This window comes from Pseudolysinimonas yzui, from assembly GCF_014653215.1.
Taxonomy (GTDB): Bacteria; Actinomycetota; Actinomycetes; order Actinomycetales; family Microbacteriaceae; genus Pseudolysinimonas_A; species Pseudolysinimonas_A yzui.
Window position 1 is genome coordinate 844,486 of the sequence record NZ_BNAI01000001.1, and the last position, 15,208, is coordinate 859,693.

15 protein-coding genes are annotated in these 15,208 nt (G+C 69.6%); 13 read left to right on the plus strand and 2 right to left on the minus strand.

Annotated elements, in window-relative coordinates; genetic code table 11:
• Genes IE173_RS04240 through IE173_RS04255 form a run of 4 tightly spaced genes read left to right on the plus strand, consistent with a single transcriptional unit; the run spans position 1 to position 4,126 of the window.
• Positions 1-1,023: a permease gene (locus IE173_RS04240; RefSeq protein WP_191282077.1), complete on the plus strand. Its 1,023-nt coding sequence runs from the start codon at positions 1-3 to the stop codon at positions 1,021-1,023.
• Positions 1,024-1,045: 22 nt separating this feature from the next.
• Complete coding sequence (locus IE173_RS04245) at positions 1,046-1,813, plus strand: TIGR03943 family putative permease subunit (RefSeq protein ID WP_191282078.1); 768 nt, start codon at positions 1,046-1,048, stop codon at positions 1,811-1,813.
• A complete protein-coding gene (locus IE173_RS04250) occupies positions 1,803-3,224 on the plus strand; it encodes a hypothetical protein (RefSeq protein ID WP_191282079.1) in 1,422 nt (473 codons plus the stop codon). Before IE173_RS04245 ends, IE173_RS04250 begins: the two co-directional genes overlap by 11 nt.
• Positions 3,225-3,259: 35 nt before the next feature.
• Positions 3,260-4,126 carry an undecaprenyl-diphosphate phosphatase gene (locus tag IE173_RS04255; protein WP_191282080.1) on the plus strand — a complete coding sequence of 289 codons (867 nt, stop codon included), beginning with the start codon at positions 3,260-3,262 and terminating at the stop codon, positions 4,124-4,126.
• Positions 4,127-4,129: 3 nt separating this feature from the next.
• Here the strand turns inward: IE173_RS04255 and IE173_RS04260 are convergent, their stop codons facing one another.
• Positions 4,130-4,990 (minus strand): proteasome assembly chaperone family protein, encoded by an 861-nt coding sequence (locus IE173_RS04260; protein WP_191282081.1) that lies wholly within the window; start codon positions 4,988-4,990, stop codon positions 4,130-4,132.
• Between the two features lie 42 nt (positions 4,991-5,032).
• Here IE173_RS04260 and IE173_RS04265 point away from each other — a divergent pair, with 42 nt between their 5' ends.
• From IE173_RS04265 to lnt, 9 genes are all read left to right on the plus strand, one after another.
• Positions 5,033-5,701, plus strand: coding sequence for an HAD family hydrolase (locus IE173_RS04265; RefSeq protein ID WP_268248896.1), 669 nt, complete (start codon positions 5,033-5,035; stop codon positions 5,699-5,701).
• Complete coding sequence (locus IE173_RS04270; protein WP_191282082.1) at positions 5,698-6,684, plus strand: tRNA (adenine-N1)-methyltransferase; 987 nt, start codon at positions 5,698-5,700, stop codon at positions 6,682-6,684. The genes IE173_RS04265 and IE173_RS04270 overlap by 4 nt, the downstream gene beginning before the upstream one ends.
• A 10-nt stretch (positions 6,685-6,694) precedes the next feature.
• The gene (locus IE173_RS04275; RefSeq protein ID WP_191282083.1) at positions 6,695-7,621 is read left to right on the plus strand and encodes an FKBP-type peptidyl-prolyl cis-trans isomerase; all 927 of its coding nucleotides are present in this window, start codon (positions 6,695-6,697) and stop codon (positions 7,619-7,621) included.
• A 16-nt stretch (positions 7,622-7,637) separates the two neighbouring features.
• Positions 7,638-8,618: a helix-turn-helix transcriptional regulator gene (locus tag IE173_RS04280; protein ID WP_191282084.1), complete on the plus strand. Its 981-nt coding sequence runs from the start codon at positions 7,638-7,640 to the stop codon at positions 8,616-8,618.
• Positions 8,605-9,591 carry a helix-turn-helix transcriptional regulator gene (locus IE173_RS04285; protein ID WP_191282085.1) on the plus strand — a complete coding sequence of 329 codons (987 nt, stop codon included), beginning with the start codon at positions 8,605-8,607 and terminating at the stop codon, positions 9,589-9,591. Before IE173_RS04280 ends, IE173_RS04285 begins: the two co-directional genes overlap by 14 nt.
• 61 nt (positions 9,592-9,652) lie before the next feature.
• A complete protein-coding gene (gene tatA / locus IE173_RS04290) occupies positions 9,653-9,859 on the plus strand; it encodes a twin-arginine translocase TatA/TatE family subunit (protein WP_373298446.1) in 207 nt (68 codons plus the stop codon).
• A 5-nt stretch (positions 9,860-9,864) separates the two neighbouring features.
• Positions 9,865-10,704 carry a twin-arginine translocase subunit TatC gene (gene tatC, locus IE173_RS04295; protein WP_308433077.1) on the plus strand — a complete coding sequence of 280 codons (840 nt, stop codon included), beginning with the start codon at positions 9,865-9,867 and terminating at the stop codon, positions 10,702-10,704.
• Positions 10,701-13,223: a DEAD/DEAH box helicase gene (locus IE173_RS04300; protein ID WP_191282086.1), complete on the plus strand. Its 2,523-nt coding sequence runs from the start codon at positions 10,701-10,703 to the stop codon at positions 13,221-13,223. The genes tatC and IE173_RS04300 overlap by 4 nt, the downstream gene beginning before the upstream one ends.
• Positions 13,220-14,827, plus strand: a complete 1,608-nt coding sequence (gene lnt, locus IE173_RS04305) for an apolipoprotein N-acyltransferase (protein WP_191282087.1) — start codon at positions 13,220-13,222, stop codon at positions 14,825-14,827. Before IE173_RS04300 ends, lnt begins: the two co-directional genes overlap by 4 nt.
• On the opposite strand, the gene IE173_RS04310 is transcribed toward lnt, so the two are convergent.
• Positions 14,824-15,204 carry an RNA polymerase-binding protein RbpA gene (locus IE173_RS04310; RefSeq protein ID WP_191282088.1) on the minus strand — a complete coding sequence of 127 codons (381 nt, stop codon included), beginning with the start codon at positions 15,202-15,204 and terminating at the stop codon, positions 14,824-14,826. The two genes, lnt and IE173_RS04310, sit on opposite strands and share 4 nt — an antisense overlap.
• Positions 15,205-15,208 lie beyond the last annotated feature (4 nt).

Here is a 15,208-nt window from a genome sequence, read left to right on the forward strand (position 1 = left end):
ATGTCGACAACACACCCGACGACCCTTCCGACCAGAAGGGGTGCCTCACCCGCGCGCTACGTGATCGCCGGTGTCGTGCTCGTCGCCGGGATGGCGCTGCTGCGGGTCTTCGCACCGGGTGACGTCGAGCTCGGCGACATCGCGCAAGACTTCGTGACCCTCTCGCTCGCGGTCATCATCGAGTCGATCCCGTTCGTGTTCCTCGGCATCGGTCTCGCGGTCGTGGTGCAGGTCTGGGTGCCCGAGCGGGTGATCCTGCGGGTGCTGCCGCGCAACCCGATCCTGCGGCGCATGGTGCTCTCGCTGCTCGGCGTGCTGCTGCCGGTGTGCGAGTGCGGCAACGTGCCGCTGTCGCGCGGGCTCGTGATGCGCGGGCTCACGGTGCCCGAGGCGATGACCTTCCTCGTCGCGGCGCCGATCGTCAACCCGGTCACCATCATCACGACGTACCAGGCCTTCGGATTCGACGACGGCATCCTCATCGCTCGGGTGGTCGGCGGTTTCGCGATCGCGAACCTCGTCGGCTGGTTGTTCTCGAAGTCACCCGACCCCGACGCGTTGCTCACCCGATCGTTCTCGGCGACGTGCAAGCGGGCGCAAGATCACGCGCACGACGGCCACAGCGGCCGGTGGCGCCGATCGGTCGAGAACTTCTCCGCCGAGACGACCGCGATGATGCCCGCCCTGCTCGTCGGTTCGGCGGTCGCGGGCCTGATCCAGGTGGCGATCTCGCGTGACGTGCTGGTCACGCTCGGCTCCAACCCGGTGATCTCGGTGTTCGTGCTCATGCTGCTCGCGTTCGTGATCTCGGTGTGTTCCAACGTCGACGCCTTCTTCGTGCTGGCCCTCGGGTCGACGTTCCTGCCGGGGGCGATCGTCGCCTTCCTGCTGTTCGGTCCGGTGATCGACATCAAGATGCTCGCGCTCATGCGCACGACCTACAGCGCTCGCACGCTCGCACTGCTCAACCTCGTCGTCGGTCTCGGAGCGGCGACCATCGGACTGGCGATCAACCTTGCCTGAGCATCGGCTGGCACATCGGTTCGTGCAGCGCTGGCTCGGAGTGACCCTGAGCCTCATCGGCGTCGTCGCCATCCTCTGGCTCGGCCTGACGGGACGACTGGAGCTCTACATCCACCCCCGGTATGTCGTGTTCACCGTGGTGATGGCGGTCATCGGGGGACTGGCCTCGATCGCGGCGTTCCTCGTGCTGCCCACCCGGTCCGAGCACGGTCACGACCACGGGCACGACCACGATCACGACGAGCTGGCGGAAGGTCCGCCGCGCACCGGGTGGCGGGCCGCGATCGCGATCGCCGGGAGCGCGCTCCTGGTTCTCGCCACCGTCGTCGCACTGCTCGTGCTGCCGCCCGCCACCCTCAGCTCGGCTACCGCAGAGAACCGCGACATCGCGGGATCCACCGCCCTGTCGTCGGTCGACACGACCGAACTGGTCGGGGGCGACTCCACGACTTTCACGGTGAAGGACTGGGCGACCCTGTTGCACCAGGGGCTCGGCGACGACTTCTTCGCGGGCAAGCCTGCGGCGTTCTCCGGTTTCCTGGTTCCCACCGACGACCCCGACATCGTCTATGTCGCACGATTCCTCGTCACCTGCTGCGCCGTCGACGCCCAGCCGCTCGCGGTTCCCGTGCTGTATCCCGGGTGGCGCGACGACTTCGCCGCCGACGACTGGGTGGAGGTGACCGGCGGCTTCGTGCCCAACCCCGACGCCGCGGCGACGGAGCCGATCGTGCTGATGCCCGAGACCTTCGACGAGATCGAGCGACCCGCGCAGCCCTATGTCTACTGAGTCCTCAGCCTCGACCGACCGTACGCGCCGCATCCGGCGGCAGAGCCGCGGGTTCCGGCGTGCCGTCGTCGCGACCCTCGGCATCCTCGGTCTGGCGACCACCGGGCTGGCGGTGGCGGGTGCCTTCCGTGGACCGCACCTCGCCGACGCGAGCGTCGCTTCGGCGACGGCACTCGAACGCGCCGGGCAACGGCTCGTACTGCAGGCCGACCAGGCGATCGATCCCGTCGACGCGGCCGATGTGAGCGTCACGCCCGACGTGCCCATCGAGGTGTCGTCCGAGGAGCGCACCATCACCGTGCGATTCACCGGGATGCTGCGCACCCTGACCGACTACACCGTCACCGTCGCCGTGTCGGGCGCGGCAACGGGGGTCGACGGCACCCTCTCGTATGCGTTCACCACCCCCGACCTCGACATCGCCGTGCTCGTGCGCGACCTCGACGGCCCCGACGAGGTGCGGGGGCGCACGGTGTCCGGCGACGAGGCGACGACGCTGTTCGCCGCCGACCGGATCCAGGAGTTCGCCCTGCTGCGCGACGGTGTCGCCGCGGTGGTGCTCGACGAGTCGGGCGCGAACGGACGCCTGATGATCGCCCCCGACGGCGCGCAAGTCACCGAAGAGATCACCCTGCCCGGGCCGGGCCGGCTGCAGCAGCTGCGCGCCTCCGACACGACCGACCGGCTCGGCGTGCTGTTCACCTCGGCCGACTCCGACGCGACCGACGCGCGGCTCTCGCAGCTGTTGCTGATCGACCGGCTCGACCCTTCGGGCGTTGCGCACCCCGTGACGGGGCTCGACGGAGAAGCGATCTCGGTGCTCGACTGGCGCTTCGTACCAGGCACTCCGTACCTCGTCGTGCAGGCCTTCGATCACTCGATGCTGCTGATCGACACCGCGGCGACGGACGCCGTGCCGGTGCCACTCGGCGAACACGCCGAGCTGCGCGGCTTCCTGCCCGGCACCCTGCAGCTCGTGGTCGCCGACCCGCTCTCCGGAAGCACGATCGACCTCGAGACCGGCGAGAGCGCCCCGCTCGAGCTGCCCGACGACCAGCTGGACGAGACGGCCTATCCCGGCAAGGTCGTCGCCCTCGGCGGCGACAGCTATCTCGAGGTCGCGTCGCGTCCCGCACCGGGGGAGGGGTTCGTGCTCGACTACGAGATCCTGCTGGTGAGCCGCGAGGGCGTCGAGGTGCTCTACGACCCGGATGCCGGCATTCCGATCCGCGACATCTGCCTGTCGCCGAATGCGCAGTACGTCGCCGTCGAAGTCCAGGATCCGGAGGGGGAACCCGACGGCTACCCGAACGTGTCGGGACGGACCCTCAGCACCACCTACTTCGTCGACCTCGCCAGCGGTGAGGCGAATCGCGCCATCGCCGGATTCGCGGCCTCCTGGTGTAGCTGAGAGGCGGCACCGGGAAGTGCTGGAAGGATAGGCGGGTGGACTTTCTCGAGGCGATCATCCTGGGTCTCGTGCAAGGCCTCACCGAGTTCCTCCCCATCTCGTCGAGTGCGCACCTGCGCATCCTCGGCGACCTCGTCGGCTGGGGCGACCCGGGCGCGACCTTCACCGCGATCACCCAGCTCGGCACCGAACTCGCGGTGCTCATCTACTTCCGTCGCGACATCTTCCGCATCATCGGCAAGTGGTTCCGGTCGTTCGGAGCCCGCGGGGGAGCGCACTCCGCGGGCATCCGGAAGGGCGATCCGGATGTGCGCCTCGGCTGGATCATCATCATCGGCACCGTGCCGATCGTGCTCGCCGGGTTCTTCCTGCAGGACTACATCCGCACCGGCCTGCGGTCGCTGTGGATCACCGCGATCGTGCTCATCGTCTTCGGCATCCTGCTCGGCCTCGCCGACCGCCTCGGTCGGCGGGTGAAGACGGTCGCCGACGTCACCTACCGCGACGGCATCCTCATCGGGCTCGCGCAGATGCTCGCCCTCGTGCCGGGCGTCTCCCGCTCGGGTGCCTCGACCAGCGCGGGACTCGTGCTCGGCTACGACCGACCCTCGGCGGCGCGGTTCTCGTTCCTGCTCGCCGTACCCGCCGTCTTCGGGTCGGGCCTGTACGAGACCTACACGGCATTCACCTGTGAGCCCGGCGTCGACGCCGGCTGCGGTACCGGTTATGGGCTGTTCGAGACGATCGCCGCGACCGTCGTCGCGTTCGGGGTGGGGCTCGCCGTCATCGCGTTCCTGATGCGGTACATTTCGACCAGGTCGTTCCTGCCGTTCGTGATCTACCGCATCCTGCTCGGCGGCGTGCTGATCGCGCTGCTGCTCACCGGCATCCTCGAGGCTTAGGAGCTACGCGCCGCCGGCCTTGTCGTCGCGGCCGTTGCGGCGGCGGAGGTAACGCTCGAACTCCTCGGCGATCGCGTCGCCCGAGGCTTCGGGGGAGTCGACGGTGTCGCGGGCCTGCTCGAGTTGCTTGATGTACGCGGCCATGTCCTCGTCGTCTTCCGCGAGCGCGTCGATGCCGTCCTCCCAGGCCGAGGCGTCCGCGACGAGCGAGCCGCGATCCACGACGACGTCGACGTACTCCTCGAGCCGGTCGAGCAGCGCAAGGGTGGCCTTCGGCGAAGGGGAGTTGTGCACGTAGTGCGGCACCGACGCCCAGATCGCCAGGGTCGGGATGCCGGCCTTCTCGGCGGCGATCCCGAGCACCGAGAGGATGCCGACAGGGCCCTCGTAGGTGCTCGCCTCGAGCGCCCAGAAATCCTGAACGGCGGTGTTGTCGCTGCCGACGAACACCGAGATCGGGCGGGTGTGCGGCACGTCGGCGAGCATCGCACCGAGGAAGACGATGCCGGTCACCCCGGCGGCTTCGGCGGCGTCGATGATCTCGCCGCTGAAGGTCTTCCAGCCGCGCGACGGCTCGGTTCCGAGGAGAACGAAGATGTTGCCCCCGTCGGCCGGGGCGGAAAGGGTGATGCTGGGCCACTCGAGCACCCGGTCGCCGTCGTCGTTGGTCGACACGCTGGGACGGTTGAACTGGTAGTCGAAGTAGTCCTCAGGCTCGATCTCGAGACGCGTCACGAGGCCGAGCTGGTCGCGCACAGCGCGTACAGCTCCGCTCGCCGCCTCACCGGCGTCGTTCCAGCCTTCGAAGGCGACGATGAGGACGGACCCCCCGTGGAACGGGTGCAGGTTTCCCGACTCGGCCATCCCCCCAGGATAGGCCGCGCGCCGCACCTAAGCTGGTGCGTTGTGACCGCCGCCACCCTTCTCACCGCCCCCCGGCATCCCGCCGCCGTCCTGTGGGACATGGACGGCACGCTCGTCGACACCGAACCGTACTGGCTGCGGGCGGAGAGCGACCTGGTACATGCGGCGGGCGGCGTCTGGACTCCGGAGGACGGACTCCAGTTGGTCGGCTCGGGGTTGGAGCGTTCCGCGCTCATCCTGCAGTCGCGTGGCGTCGAGTTGAGCGTCGAAGAGGTCATCGCCACGCTCACCGACCGGGTCCGCGAGCAGATCGCCGACGCGGTGCCGTGGCGGCCCGGGTCGCGCGAGTTGCTGCGCGAACTGAAGGACGCGGGCATCCCGACCGCCCTCGTCACGATGTCGCGGCGGCACATGGCGCTCGACATCGTCGCGGCACTCGGGTTCGACGGCTTCGACGTCGTCGTCGCGGGTGACGACGTGCAGAACGCGAAACCCCATCCCGAGCCGTACCTCACGGCGGCGTCGCAGCTCGGGGTCGCCATCGAGCAGTGCATCGCGCTCGAGGACTCCGAGCCCGGGGTGGCCTCGGCGGTCGCGGCCGGAGCCACGGTGTTCGCGCTGCCGCTCCACATCCCGCTGCCGCCCAGCCCCGCCTATCTGTTGCGCGATCAGGTCCCGACGCTCGCCGATCTCACGGCGGTGCTGGCATGAGCGGCCCGTTCCGCGCCGGGGAACGCGTCCAGCTCACCGGTCCTCGCGGCCGGCTCAACACGATCACGCTCGAAGCGGGCAAGGTCTTCCACACCCACCGAGGCACGCTCGCGCACGACGTGCTGATCGGGCAGCCCGACGGGTCGGTGGTGACGGCGTCGAACGGCGACGCCTACCTCGCGCTGCGGCCGCTGCTGAGCGACTACGTCATGTCGATGCCGCGCGGGGCGGCGATCATCTACCCGAAGGATGCGGCGCAGATCATCGGGCTGGCCGACATCTTCCCGGGTGCGACGGTCGTCGAAGCCGGCGTCGGCTCGGGCGCGTTGTCGCTCTGGCTGCTGCGCGCGATCGGGCCCGCCGGGCGGCTCGTGTCGTTCGAGCGCCGTGAGGAGTTCGCCGACATCGCCCGCGGCAACGTCGCCGGATTCCTGGGCGAGGTGCCCGGCAACTGGGAGATCGCCCTCGGCGACCTCGCCGAGGAGCTTCCCGAGCGGGGCATCGAAGCCGACCGCGTCATCCTCGACATGCTCGCGCCGTGGGAGTGCCTGCCCGCCGTGAGCGCCGCGCTCGCCCCGGGCGGCGTGCTGCTGTGTTACGTCGCAACCGTCACCCAGCTCTCCCGGGTCGCCGAAGCGATCCGCGCCACCGGGCTGTACACCCAACCCGACTCGAGCGAGACGATGGTGCGCGGCTGGCACGTGGAGGGTCTCGCGGTGCGGCCCGACCACCGGATGGTGGGTCACACCGGCTTTCTGCTCACCGCACGCCGGCTCGCCCCGGGCGCCGTGCTCCCGCCGCCCGCGCGCCGCAGCTCGAAGACCGAGTACGGCGACGAAGACGTCGAGCTGTGGACGCCCGGGGCCCTGGGCGAACACGTCAAGAGCGACAAACGGATGCGCAAAGTCGCCCGCGAGGCCCGTGCGATCGCCGACCAGGCGGGGGCGCCGCTCGACGCAGGCAGTGCGCACGATGACAAGTAGAGTGTTCGTCGTGCGTCGTTCCCCCCTTGCCCGGCCCCTGACGGCCGTCGTTGCCGCCGTTCTGGTCACGAGTGCCCTCGTCGGCTGCACCGGCGTCTCGTTCTCCGGCGCGTGCGAGCCGGTGTTCGAGCCCGGCGACGCGTCGAACGCCGTCACCGCGACGGGGGATGTCGGCGACTCGCCGGCCGTCGAGTTCCCGACTCCGCTCATCGCCGAAGAGACCCAGCGCTCGGTGCTGGTCCAGGGCGACGGCGAGCCCGCCGCCGCCGGTTCGGTGATCCGCGCGCGCTACACCTACTTCGACGGAGCGACCGGGGCTTCCGGCACCGAGAGCACCGAGCTGTTCACCGCGAGCGACCTCGCGATGGGCCTCGGGGAGTCGCTCGAGTGCGTCACGGTCGGCTCGCGGATCGCGGTCGTCGGTCCGGTCGCCGAGGTCCTCGACGGTGTCGAGGAAGGCACTGAGGGAACCATCGTCGCGATTCTCGACATCGAGGCGATCTACCTCGGCAAGGCGAACGGCGTCAACCAGCTTCCGCAGGACGGGATGCCGACGGTCGTCACCGCGGTCAACGGCGAGCCCGGCATCAGCTCGACCTATCAGCCGATCGCCGAGGAACCCCGCACCGCCACCATCAAGGCCGGCAGCGGTGCGACGGTCACCGAAGATGACACCGTGGTCTTCCACGCCCGCAGCTGGAACTGGTCGGCCGGAACCACGAACACCGTGACTCTCGGGGACGTCGACTCCTGGACGACCGGCACGCCCTACGCGTTCGCCCCCACGGTGGATTCGCTGGGCGACGAGACCCTCGTCGACGCCTTCATCGGGGCCACCGTGGGATCGCAGATTCTCGTCGTCATCCCCGCGGCGGATTCCGCCTCGTCGGCGACCGTCTTCGTGTTCGACATCCTCGGCATTCTCGCCACGGAGTAACGATCGGGGTGACGGCGTGACGCAAGCTGCCGTACCGGTCGAGGAGCGGCTCTTCAGCCTCGTGCTCGCGTTGCTCGCGACCGAGACCGGGCTGACGAAGAACGAGATCCTGTCGACCGTGCAGGGGTACCGCCAGCGGTTCAAGAGCGGTGGCGACAACGCGAACCTCGAGCGCCAGTTCGAGCGCGACAAAGACGACATCCGCGACCTCGGAGTGCCGTTGGAGACCCTGGATTCCCCGGGGGACGCCGGCAACAACCAGATGCTGCGCTACCGCATCCCGAAAGGCGCGTACGAACTGCCGCGGGATGTCACGTTCAGCCCCGAGGAGACGGCACTGCTCAACCTTGCGGCGATGGTGTGGCGCGAAGGCTCGCTCTCCGGGGAGTCGCGGCGCGCGCTGCTCAAGTTGCGCTCGCTCGGGGTCACCGCCGACGAACCGCTGCTCGGCTACGCGCCGCGCATCCGCCTGCGTGACGCCGCGTTCGACCCCCTCGACGCCGCCATCCGCAAGGGCGTGCGGGTGCGTTTCCAGTACCTGAAGCCGGGGGAGGAGCGCGCCACCGACCGCGACGTCATCCCGCTCGCGCTCGTGCAGTACCAGGGCCGGTGGCACCTCTCCGCCGAGGAGCTCGACGGCGATCGCAAGGTGTTCCTGCTGCGCCGCATCGTCGGCGCCATCACCTCGGGCAAGGCGGTGACGATGCCCGACGGCGACCACGCGGCGGAGGCACTCGCCGGGCTCGAAGAGGTGTGGGAGCGCAACGTCGCCGAACTCGACCTCGTGCCCGGATCGGATGCCGCCACCCGCCTCGCCAACCGCGACGGCGTCGAGCTGACCGGCGACCGCGCCCGGGTGCACTTCGTCGACATCAACATCCTGGCCGACGAGCTGAGCGGCTTCGGGCCCGAGGTGCTCGTGCTCTCACCGCCCGCCCTGCGCGACGCCGTCGTCGACCGCCTGCGAGGGGTGGTGGCCGCCCATGGCCGGCCCTAAGCCGCAGCCGTTCCAGGCGCGCGACAAGCTCGCGTTCCTGCTCGCCCTCGTGCCCTATCTCATGGACCACGACCGGGTGACCGTCACCGAGGCGGCCGAGCACTTCGCGGTCGAGCCCGAACAGATCCGGGATGCCGTCAACCTCATCGCCGTGAGCGGCCTGCCGGGTGAGACATCGGCCTACCAGCACGACGACCTGTTCGACATCGACTGGGACGCCTTCGAGAACGACGACGAGATCGTGCTCACCAATCGGGTGGCGATCGACGACTCGCCGCGCTTCTCGGCTCGGGAAGCCTCGGCGCTCATCATGGGATTGCAGTACCTCTCGGCGCTGCCCGAGTACGCCGACCGGGCCTCGATCGCGAGCCTCATCGCGAAACTCTCCCGTGGCACGTCGGGCGCGGTCGCCCCGGTGAGCGTCGGGGGAGCGGAGTCTCTCGAGAGCCTCACCCCGTCGCTCGCGCTCATCCGCGAATCGGTCGACAAGGGGCTGCAGCTCGAGTTCGACTACCTCAACGCCCGCGGCGAACGCGAACGCCGCCGCGTCGACGCGCTCCAGATCGAATCGATCGACGCCGACTGGTACCTGCGCGGCTGGTGCCACCTGCGCGAAGCGGTGCGCACCTTCCGGCTCGACCGCATCTCCGGCGCCGTCGTCACCGATGCCGCCATCGAACATCGGGCGAGCGACGTGCGGCTGCCGGCTCTGTTCGAAGGATCGCCCGACGATCTCGAGGTCGTCATCGATGTCGAGGCCTCCGCCATGCCGCTGCTCGCCGACTTCATCCCCGACGGGGCGCGCAGCACGCCGGACGGCGGTCGCATCCGCACCACCCTCCGGGTTTCGCACTACCACGGCCTGAAACGGCTCATCGCGAGCATGCCCGGGGTCGTCACCGTCATCGCACCCGAGGCCGCACGAGCAGCCGTCGCCGAGTGGGCGGCTGCCGGGGCCGAGCGATACCGCTGAGATACACTGAACGCAGTCCTGACGGCTACTCGACCCTGACTTTCTGAGCAAGGAGATCCGCGTGTTCACACACATCCTTCTGGTGAACCAGTGGCAGACGTGGGTCATCATCCTCGTCGTCGTTCTCCTGCTGTTCGGCGCGACTCGCCTGCCGGCGCTCGCCAAGAGCCTGGGCCAGTCGGCGAAGGTCTTCCGCAAGGAGATCAAGTCGGACGACACCGATGAGGCGCCGACGGCCTCGTCGGACCAGCCCGCCGACAAGAAGTAGCCCGCGTGGCCGCCCCACGCCGGCGGAACCCCGAAGGGCGGATGTCGCTCGGCGCCCACCTCGTCGAGCTGCGCAAACGGCTCACCCGCGCCGCCCTCGCGATCGTCGGCGGCACCATCATCGGCTGGATGGTCTACGACCTGACGTGGGTCGGCAACCTGCTCGAACCCGCGATGGCGGGTGCGGGGAAGGCGCTCACTGACGTCGGAACGTGGGCAGCGCTCCGGGAGCCGATCGAGCGGATCGCCGAAGCCCAGGATGCGGCGATCAACTTCACGACGATCACCGGCGCGCTCGACATCCAGTTCCAGGTGGCCCTCGCCACCGGCATCGTGCTGTCCAGCCCGGTCTGGCTGTATCAGCTGTTCGCCTTCTTCGTTCCGGGCCTGACCGGCCGCGAGAAGCGCTACACCTTCGGCTTCTTCTTCACCGCCATCCCGTTGTTCCTCGCCGGCTGCGCCTCCGGCTGGTTCGTGCTGCCGCGCATCGTCGAGGTGATGGCGAACTTCGTGCCGCCCGGGGCGACGACGCTGTACGACGCGAAGTACTACCTCGACTTCGTGCTGAAGCTGATGCTCGCCATCGGGGTGGCGTTCGTGCTGCCCGTCTTCCTCGTGCTGCTCAACTTCGTCGGCGTGCTGCGCGGCATTTCGATTCTCAAGGGCTGGCGCTGGGCGGTGCTCGCGATCGTCGTGTTCACCGCCATCGCGACCCCCGCCGCGGATGTCCTCTCGATGGTGCTGCTGGCCATCCCGATGACGGTGCTCTATTTCGCCGCCGTGGGGATCGCCGTCTGGCACGACCGGATCGCCGACCGCCGCGCGGCAGCTAGCCTGGAGGAGTGAACGCGCCCTCGTCCGGGTCGTCGGGGGGCGAGCCGTCGCCGGCCGAACGCTTCGCGGCCGCGAAGTCCCGCCGCGGCACCCCGCGGCTTCAGGATTTCCGGAGCAAGCTCGCCTTCGACCTCGACCCGTTCCAGCTCGAGGCCTGCCAGTCGCTCGAGGCGGGACGCAGTGTGCTCGTCGCCGCGCCGACCGGAGCCGGCAAGACCATCGTCGCCGAGTTCGCCGTGCACCTCGCGCTGGCGCGGGACCGGGCCAAGGTGTTCTACACCACCCCGATGAAGGCGCTCAGCAACCAGAAGTTCACCGAGCTCACCGCCGAGCACGGTGCCGACCAGGTCGGGCTGCTGACCGGCGACAGCAACATCAACAGTCACGCCCGCGTCGTCGTGATGACGACGGAGGTGTTGCGCAACATGCTCTACGCCGACAGCCCGCTGTTGCGCGACCTCGCCTACGTCGTCATGGACGAGGTGCACTACCTCGCCGACCGCTTCCGCGGCGCCGTCTGGGAGGAGGTCATCATCCATCTCCCGCAGGACGTGCGCATGGTGTCGCTCTCGGCGACCGTGTCGAACGCCGAGGAGTTCGGCGACTGGCTTCAGGCGGTGCGCGGCGACACCGATGTCGTCGTCTCGGAGGAACGCCCGGTTCCGCTGGAACAGCACGTGCTCGTGCGCAGCAAGCTGCTCGACCTGTTCGAGACCTCGAGCCTGGTGCGGGGCGACGGCACCGACGCGGCCCGCGTGAACCCGGAGGTGACCCGGCTCACCGGCGCGTCGGACCGGGCCAGAACCGGATACCGGGGTGGTTCCCGGGGCCGCGGGTCTCGATACGACGTCGGTGGCGGCTCCTCGACCACCGAGAAATCCGAGCGGCTGTTCGGTGATCGGATGGGGCGCGGCGACATCGTGAAGCTGCTGCGGTCGCGCAACCTGCTGCCCGCGATCTTCTTCGTGTTCAGCCGGGTCGGCTGCGATGCCGCCGTCGAACAGGTCGCCCGCAGCGACGTGCGGCTCACCGAGGCGTGGGAGCGCGCCGAGATCCGCGCGCTCGTCGAGGAACGCTGCCGCGCCATCCCCGACTCCGACCTCGCGGTGCTCGGCTACTGGGGGTGGCTCGACGGACTGGAGCGCGGCCTCGCCGCCCACCACGCCGGGATGCTGCCGATCTTCAAGGAGATCGTCGAGGAGCTCTTCCAGCGCAAGCTGCTGAAGGTCGTCTTCGCGACCGAGACGCTCGCACTCGGCGTGAACATGCCGGCTCGCACCGTGGTGATCGAGAAGCTCGAGAAGTTCAACGGCGAGGCCCGGGTTCCGATCACGCCGGGGGAGTACACCCAGCTCACCGGGCGCGCCGGTCGCCGCGGCATCGACGTCGAGGGGCACGCCGTCATCCAGTGGACGGGCGGGGTCGACCCGCGGGCGGTCGCCTCTCTCGCCTCGCGCCGGTCGTATCCGCTGCACTCGAGCTTCCGCCCGACGTACAACATGGCGGTCAACCTCATCCAGCAGTTCGGCCGCACCCGCACACGCGAGATCCTCGAGCAGTCGTTCGCGCAGTTCCAGGCCGACCGCGCCGTCGTCGACCTCGCGCGACGGGTGCGCAAACAGGAGGAGGCGCTCGGCGGCGACGAGGAGGCGATGACCTGCCACCTCGGCGACTTCCGCGAGTACTCGTCGCTGCGCCGCGAGCTGAGCGACCTGGAACGCAAGAACGCCCGCGCCGAGGGTCGCACACAGCACGAGAGCCGGGGCGAACGCGACCGCCGGCAACGCCAGATCTCCGACCTGCGCAAGCGCATGAAGCAGCATCCCTGTCACGCCTGCGCCGAACGCGACGCGCATGCCCGCTGGGCGGAGCGCTGGTGGCGGCTCAAGCGCGACACCGACCAGCTGCGGTCGCAGATCTCCGGACGCACGGGGGCGGTCTCGCAGGTGTTCGACCGGGTCACCGAGGTGCTGTACGAGCTGGGCTACGTCACGACCTCCGAACAGGGCGGTGAGGGCGAGCTCGAGGTCACCGCATCCGGTCGCGTGCTGATGCGCATCTACGGTGAACGCGACCTGCTCGTGTCGGAGTGCCTGCGCCGCGGGCTGTGGGACGACCTCGACGTCGCCGGGCTGGCGGCCCTCGCGAGCAGCCTCGTCTACGAGCCGCGCCGCGAGGGTTCCGACGTCGACTATCGCATCCCTCGCGGGGGGTTTCGGGCAGCGCTCGAGGCGACCGAGGCGGTGTGGCAGGAACTGCAGGCCCTCGAGATCGCGCACCGCCTGCCCGAAGGCACCGCACCCTCGCCCGGGATCGCGCTCGCCACCCAGCGCTGGGCGCAGGGTGCGGCCCTGGATGTGGTGCTGCGGGATGCCGAGCTCGCCGCCGGCGACTTCGTGCGCTGGATGAAGCAGGCGGTCGATCTGCTCGACCAGTTGTCGATCGTCGCCGACGGTCCGCTCGGGCGTCGGGCGCGGCAGGCGATCGACAGTATCCGCCGGGGAATCGTCGCGTACTCTGGGGTCTCGTGACCCGTCCCTTGCCGCTTCCGGTTGCGCTCGTCGTCGCCTCCGCCGCGGGGTTGCTGCTCGACACGGCATTCCCCGACAAGGGGTGGTGGTTCACCGCGTTTCCGGCCATCGCCCTCGCGCTCATCGCGATGCAGGGCCGCCGGGTCGGGGGCGCGATCCTCGTCGGGCTGGTGTTCGGGGCGTTCTTCTACTGGCCGCACATCGAGTGGGCATCGGAGTTCCTCGGCGTCGTCCCGTGGTCGGCCCTCGCCGCCGTCATGACGCTCTGGAACGGTGCCGCCGCGGCACTCATCGCCCTCGCCTATCGCTGGGTGCCCCGGGTGTGGAACGGGGCCGCCGGGCGCCTGCTGCTGCTTCCCGCCATCGTCGCCGGCATCTGGACCGCCCGCGAGGCGATCGCCAGCGTCTGGCCGTACGGCGGCTTCTCGTGGGGTCGGGTGGCGTTCTCCCAGTCCGACAGCCCGCTCTCCCCGCTGTTCGCCTGGCTTGGGGTCTCGGGCGTCTCGTTCGCGATGGTGTTCCTCGTCGCCCTCGCGGTCGCCGCCGTGCAGGAGGCGATTCGGCATCCACAGCGCAGCGCCGCCCTCGGCGCGCTCGTCGCCGTCTTCGCGATGCTGCTCGTCGCCGTGCCGCCGTGGACGTCGCTGCCCGGAACCGCCCCTATGAGCGCGCCCACGTTGCGGGTCGGCGCGGTGCAGGGCGCCACGAAGGCGGGCTACTTCGACCCGCCCGAGGCGTTCGGCGACAACCTGATCGCACAGGTGGCGGCGACCGAGCCCCTTTACGACGAAGACGTGGATGTCGTGGTCTGGCCGGAAGGTGCCTCGGATGCCGACCCGCTGCGCTACGCGTGGGCGGCCGACCTGTGGGACGAGGTGTCGGAGCGCGCCGGTGCGCCGCTCATCGGAGGCACGATCACGACGCGGCAGCTCGACAAGGTCGACGCCGACGGCGAACCGATGCCGGAGTACTTCAACACCGTCATGCTGTGGGATGCGGGGGAGGGTTCACGCGAATCCCGGGTTCTGGACTACTACGACAAGAAGCATCCGGTGCCGTTCGGCGAGTACGTTCCCGACCGCGCCTTCTGGAGACAGTTCGCGCCCGACCTCATCGACCTGATCCAGCGCGAGTACACGCCGGGGACGACCGACTCCGTCTTCGACCTGGGGGAGGGCGTCATCGTCGGCCACGCGATCTGCTTCGACATCGTCGACGACCAGCTGCTCACCGAGATCGTGGAGCAGGGTGGTCAGATCGTCTTCGCCGAGACGAACAACGCCGACTTCGGACGCACCGATGAGAGCGTGCAGCAGCTGGCGATCGCGCGCATCCGGGCCATCGAGACGGCGCGCACCGTGGTCAACATCTCGACCGTGGGCACGAGTGCCATCGTGCTGCCCGACGGAACCATCGAACAACAGCTGCCGTGGTACGAGCCGGGCGTCATGGTGGCGGATGTGCCGCTGCTCACCACGGTCACTCCGGCCGTGCTCGTCGGCCGTCAGCTCGAATGGCTCGCGTCGATCGTCGGGCTCGCCGGACTGCTGATCGCGGGGCTCACCGCGCGGAGCGGATCGAGCCTGCGCGAGCGCCGGGGTTAGGCCGACTTCTTCGAGTTCTTCACGGCCTCGTCGCCGCGGCGGGCGCGAAGCAGCTGAAGGCGCTCCTGCAACAGCTCCTCGAGCTCGGCGCGCGTGCGCCGTTCGAGCAGCATGTCCCAATGCGTGCGGGGGGCCTTCGTCTCGACGACGGTGGTCTCGACGAGCGAACCGTCTTCGGCGACGAGGCGGCCTTCCTGGCCGCTGCGCGGCGACTCCCAGGTCTCGGGGATCTCGGCGTCGAAGGCGAACGTCACCTCGAACGTGGAGCCGTCTTCCGTGCGGTAGAGGCTCTTGCGGCGCGAGACGAACTCGACGCCCTCTTCGCTCTGGAGGCTCTGCGATCCAAGACGCATGCCCCGCAGGTTTCGCTCTGCCATCGTG

Excerpts from the sequence above, each read along its gene's own strand:
- IE173_RS04260 (WP_191282081.1), bottom strand. The coding sequence starts at position 4,990 with ATGGCCGAGTCGGGAAACCTGCACCCGTTCCACGGGGGGTCCGTCCTC.
- IE173_RS04270 (WP_191282082.1), top strand. The coding sequence starts at position 5,698 with ATGAGCGGCCCGTTCCGCGCCGGGGAACGCGTCCAGCTCACCGGTCCT.
- IE173_RS04240 (WP_191282077.1), top strand. The coding sequence starts at position 1 with ATGTCGACAACACACCCGACGACCCTTCCGACCAGAAGGGGTGCCTCA.
- IE173_RS04250 (WP_191282079.1), top strand. The coding sequence starts at position 1,803 with ATGTCTACTGAGTCCTCAGCCTCGACCGACCGTACGCGCCGCATCCGG.
- IE173_RS04285 (WP_191282085.1), top strand. The coding sequence starts at position 8,605 with ATGGCCGGCCCTAAGCCGCAGCCGTTCCAGGCGCGCGACAAGCTCGCG.
- IE173_RS04310 (WP_191282088.1), bottom strand. The coding sequence starts at position 15,204 with ATGGCAGAGCGAAACCTGCGGGGCATGCGTCTTGGATCGCAGAGCCTC.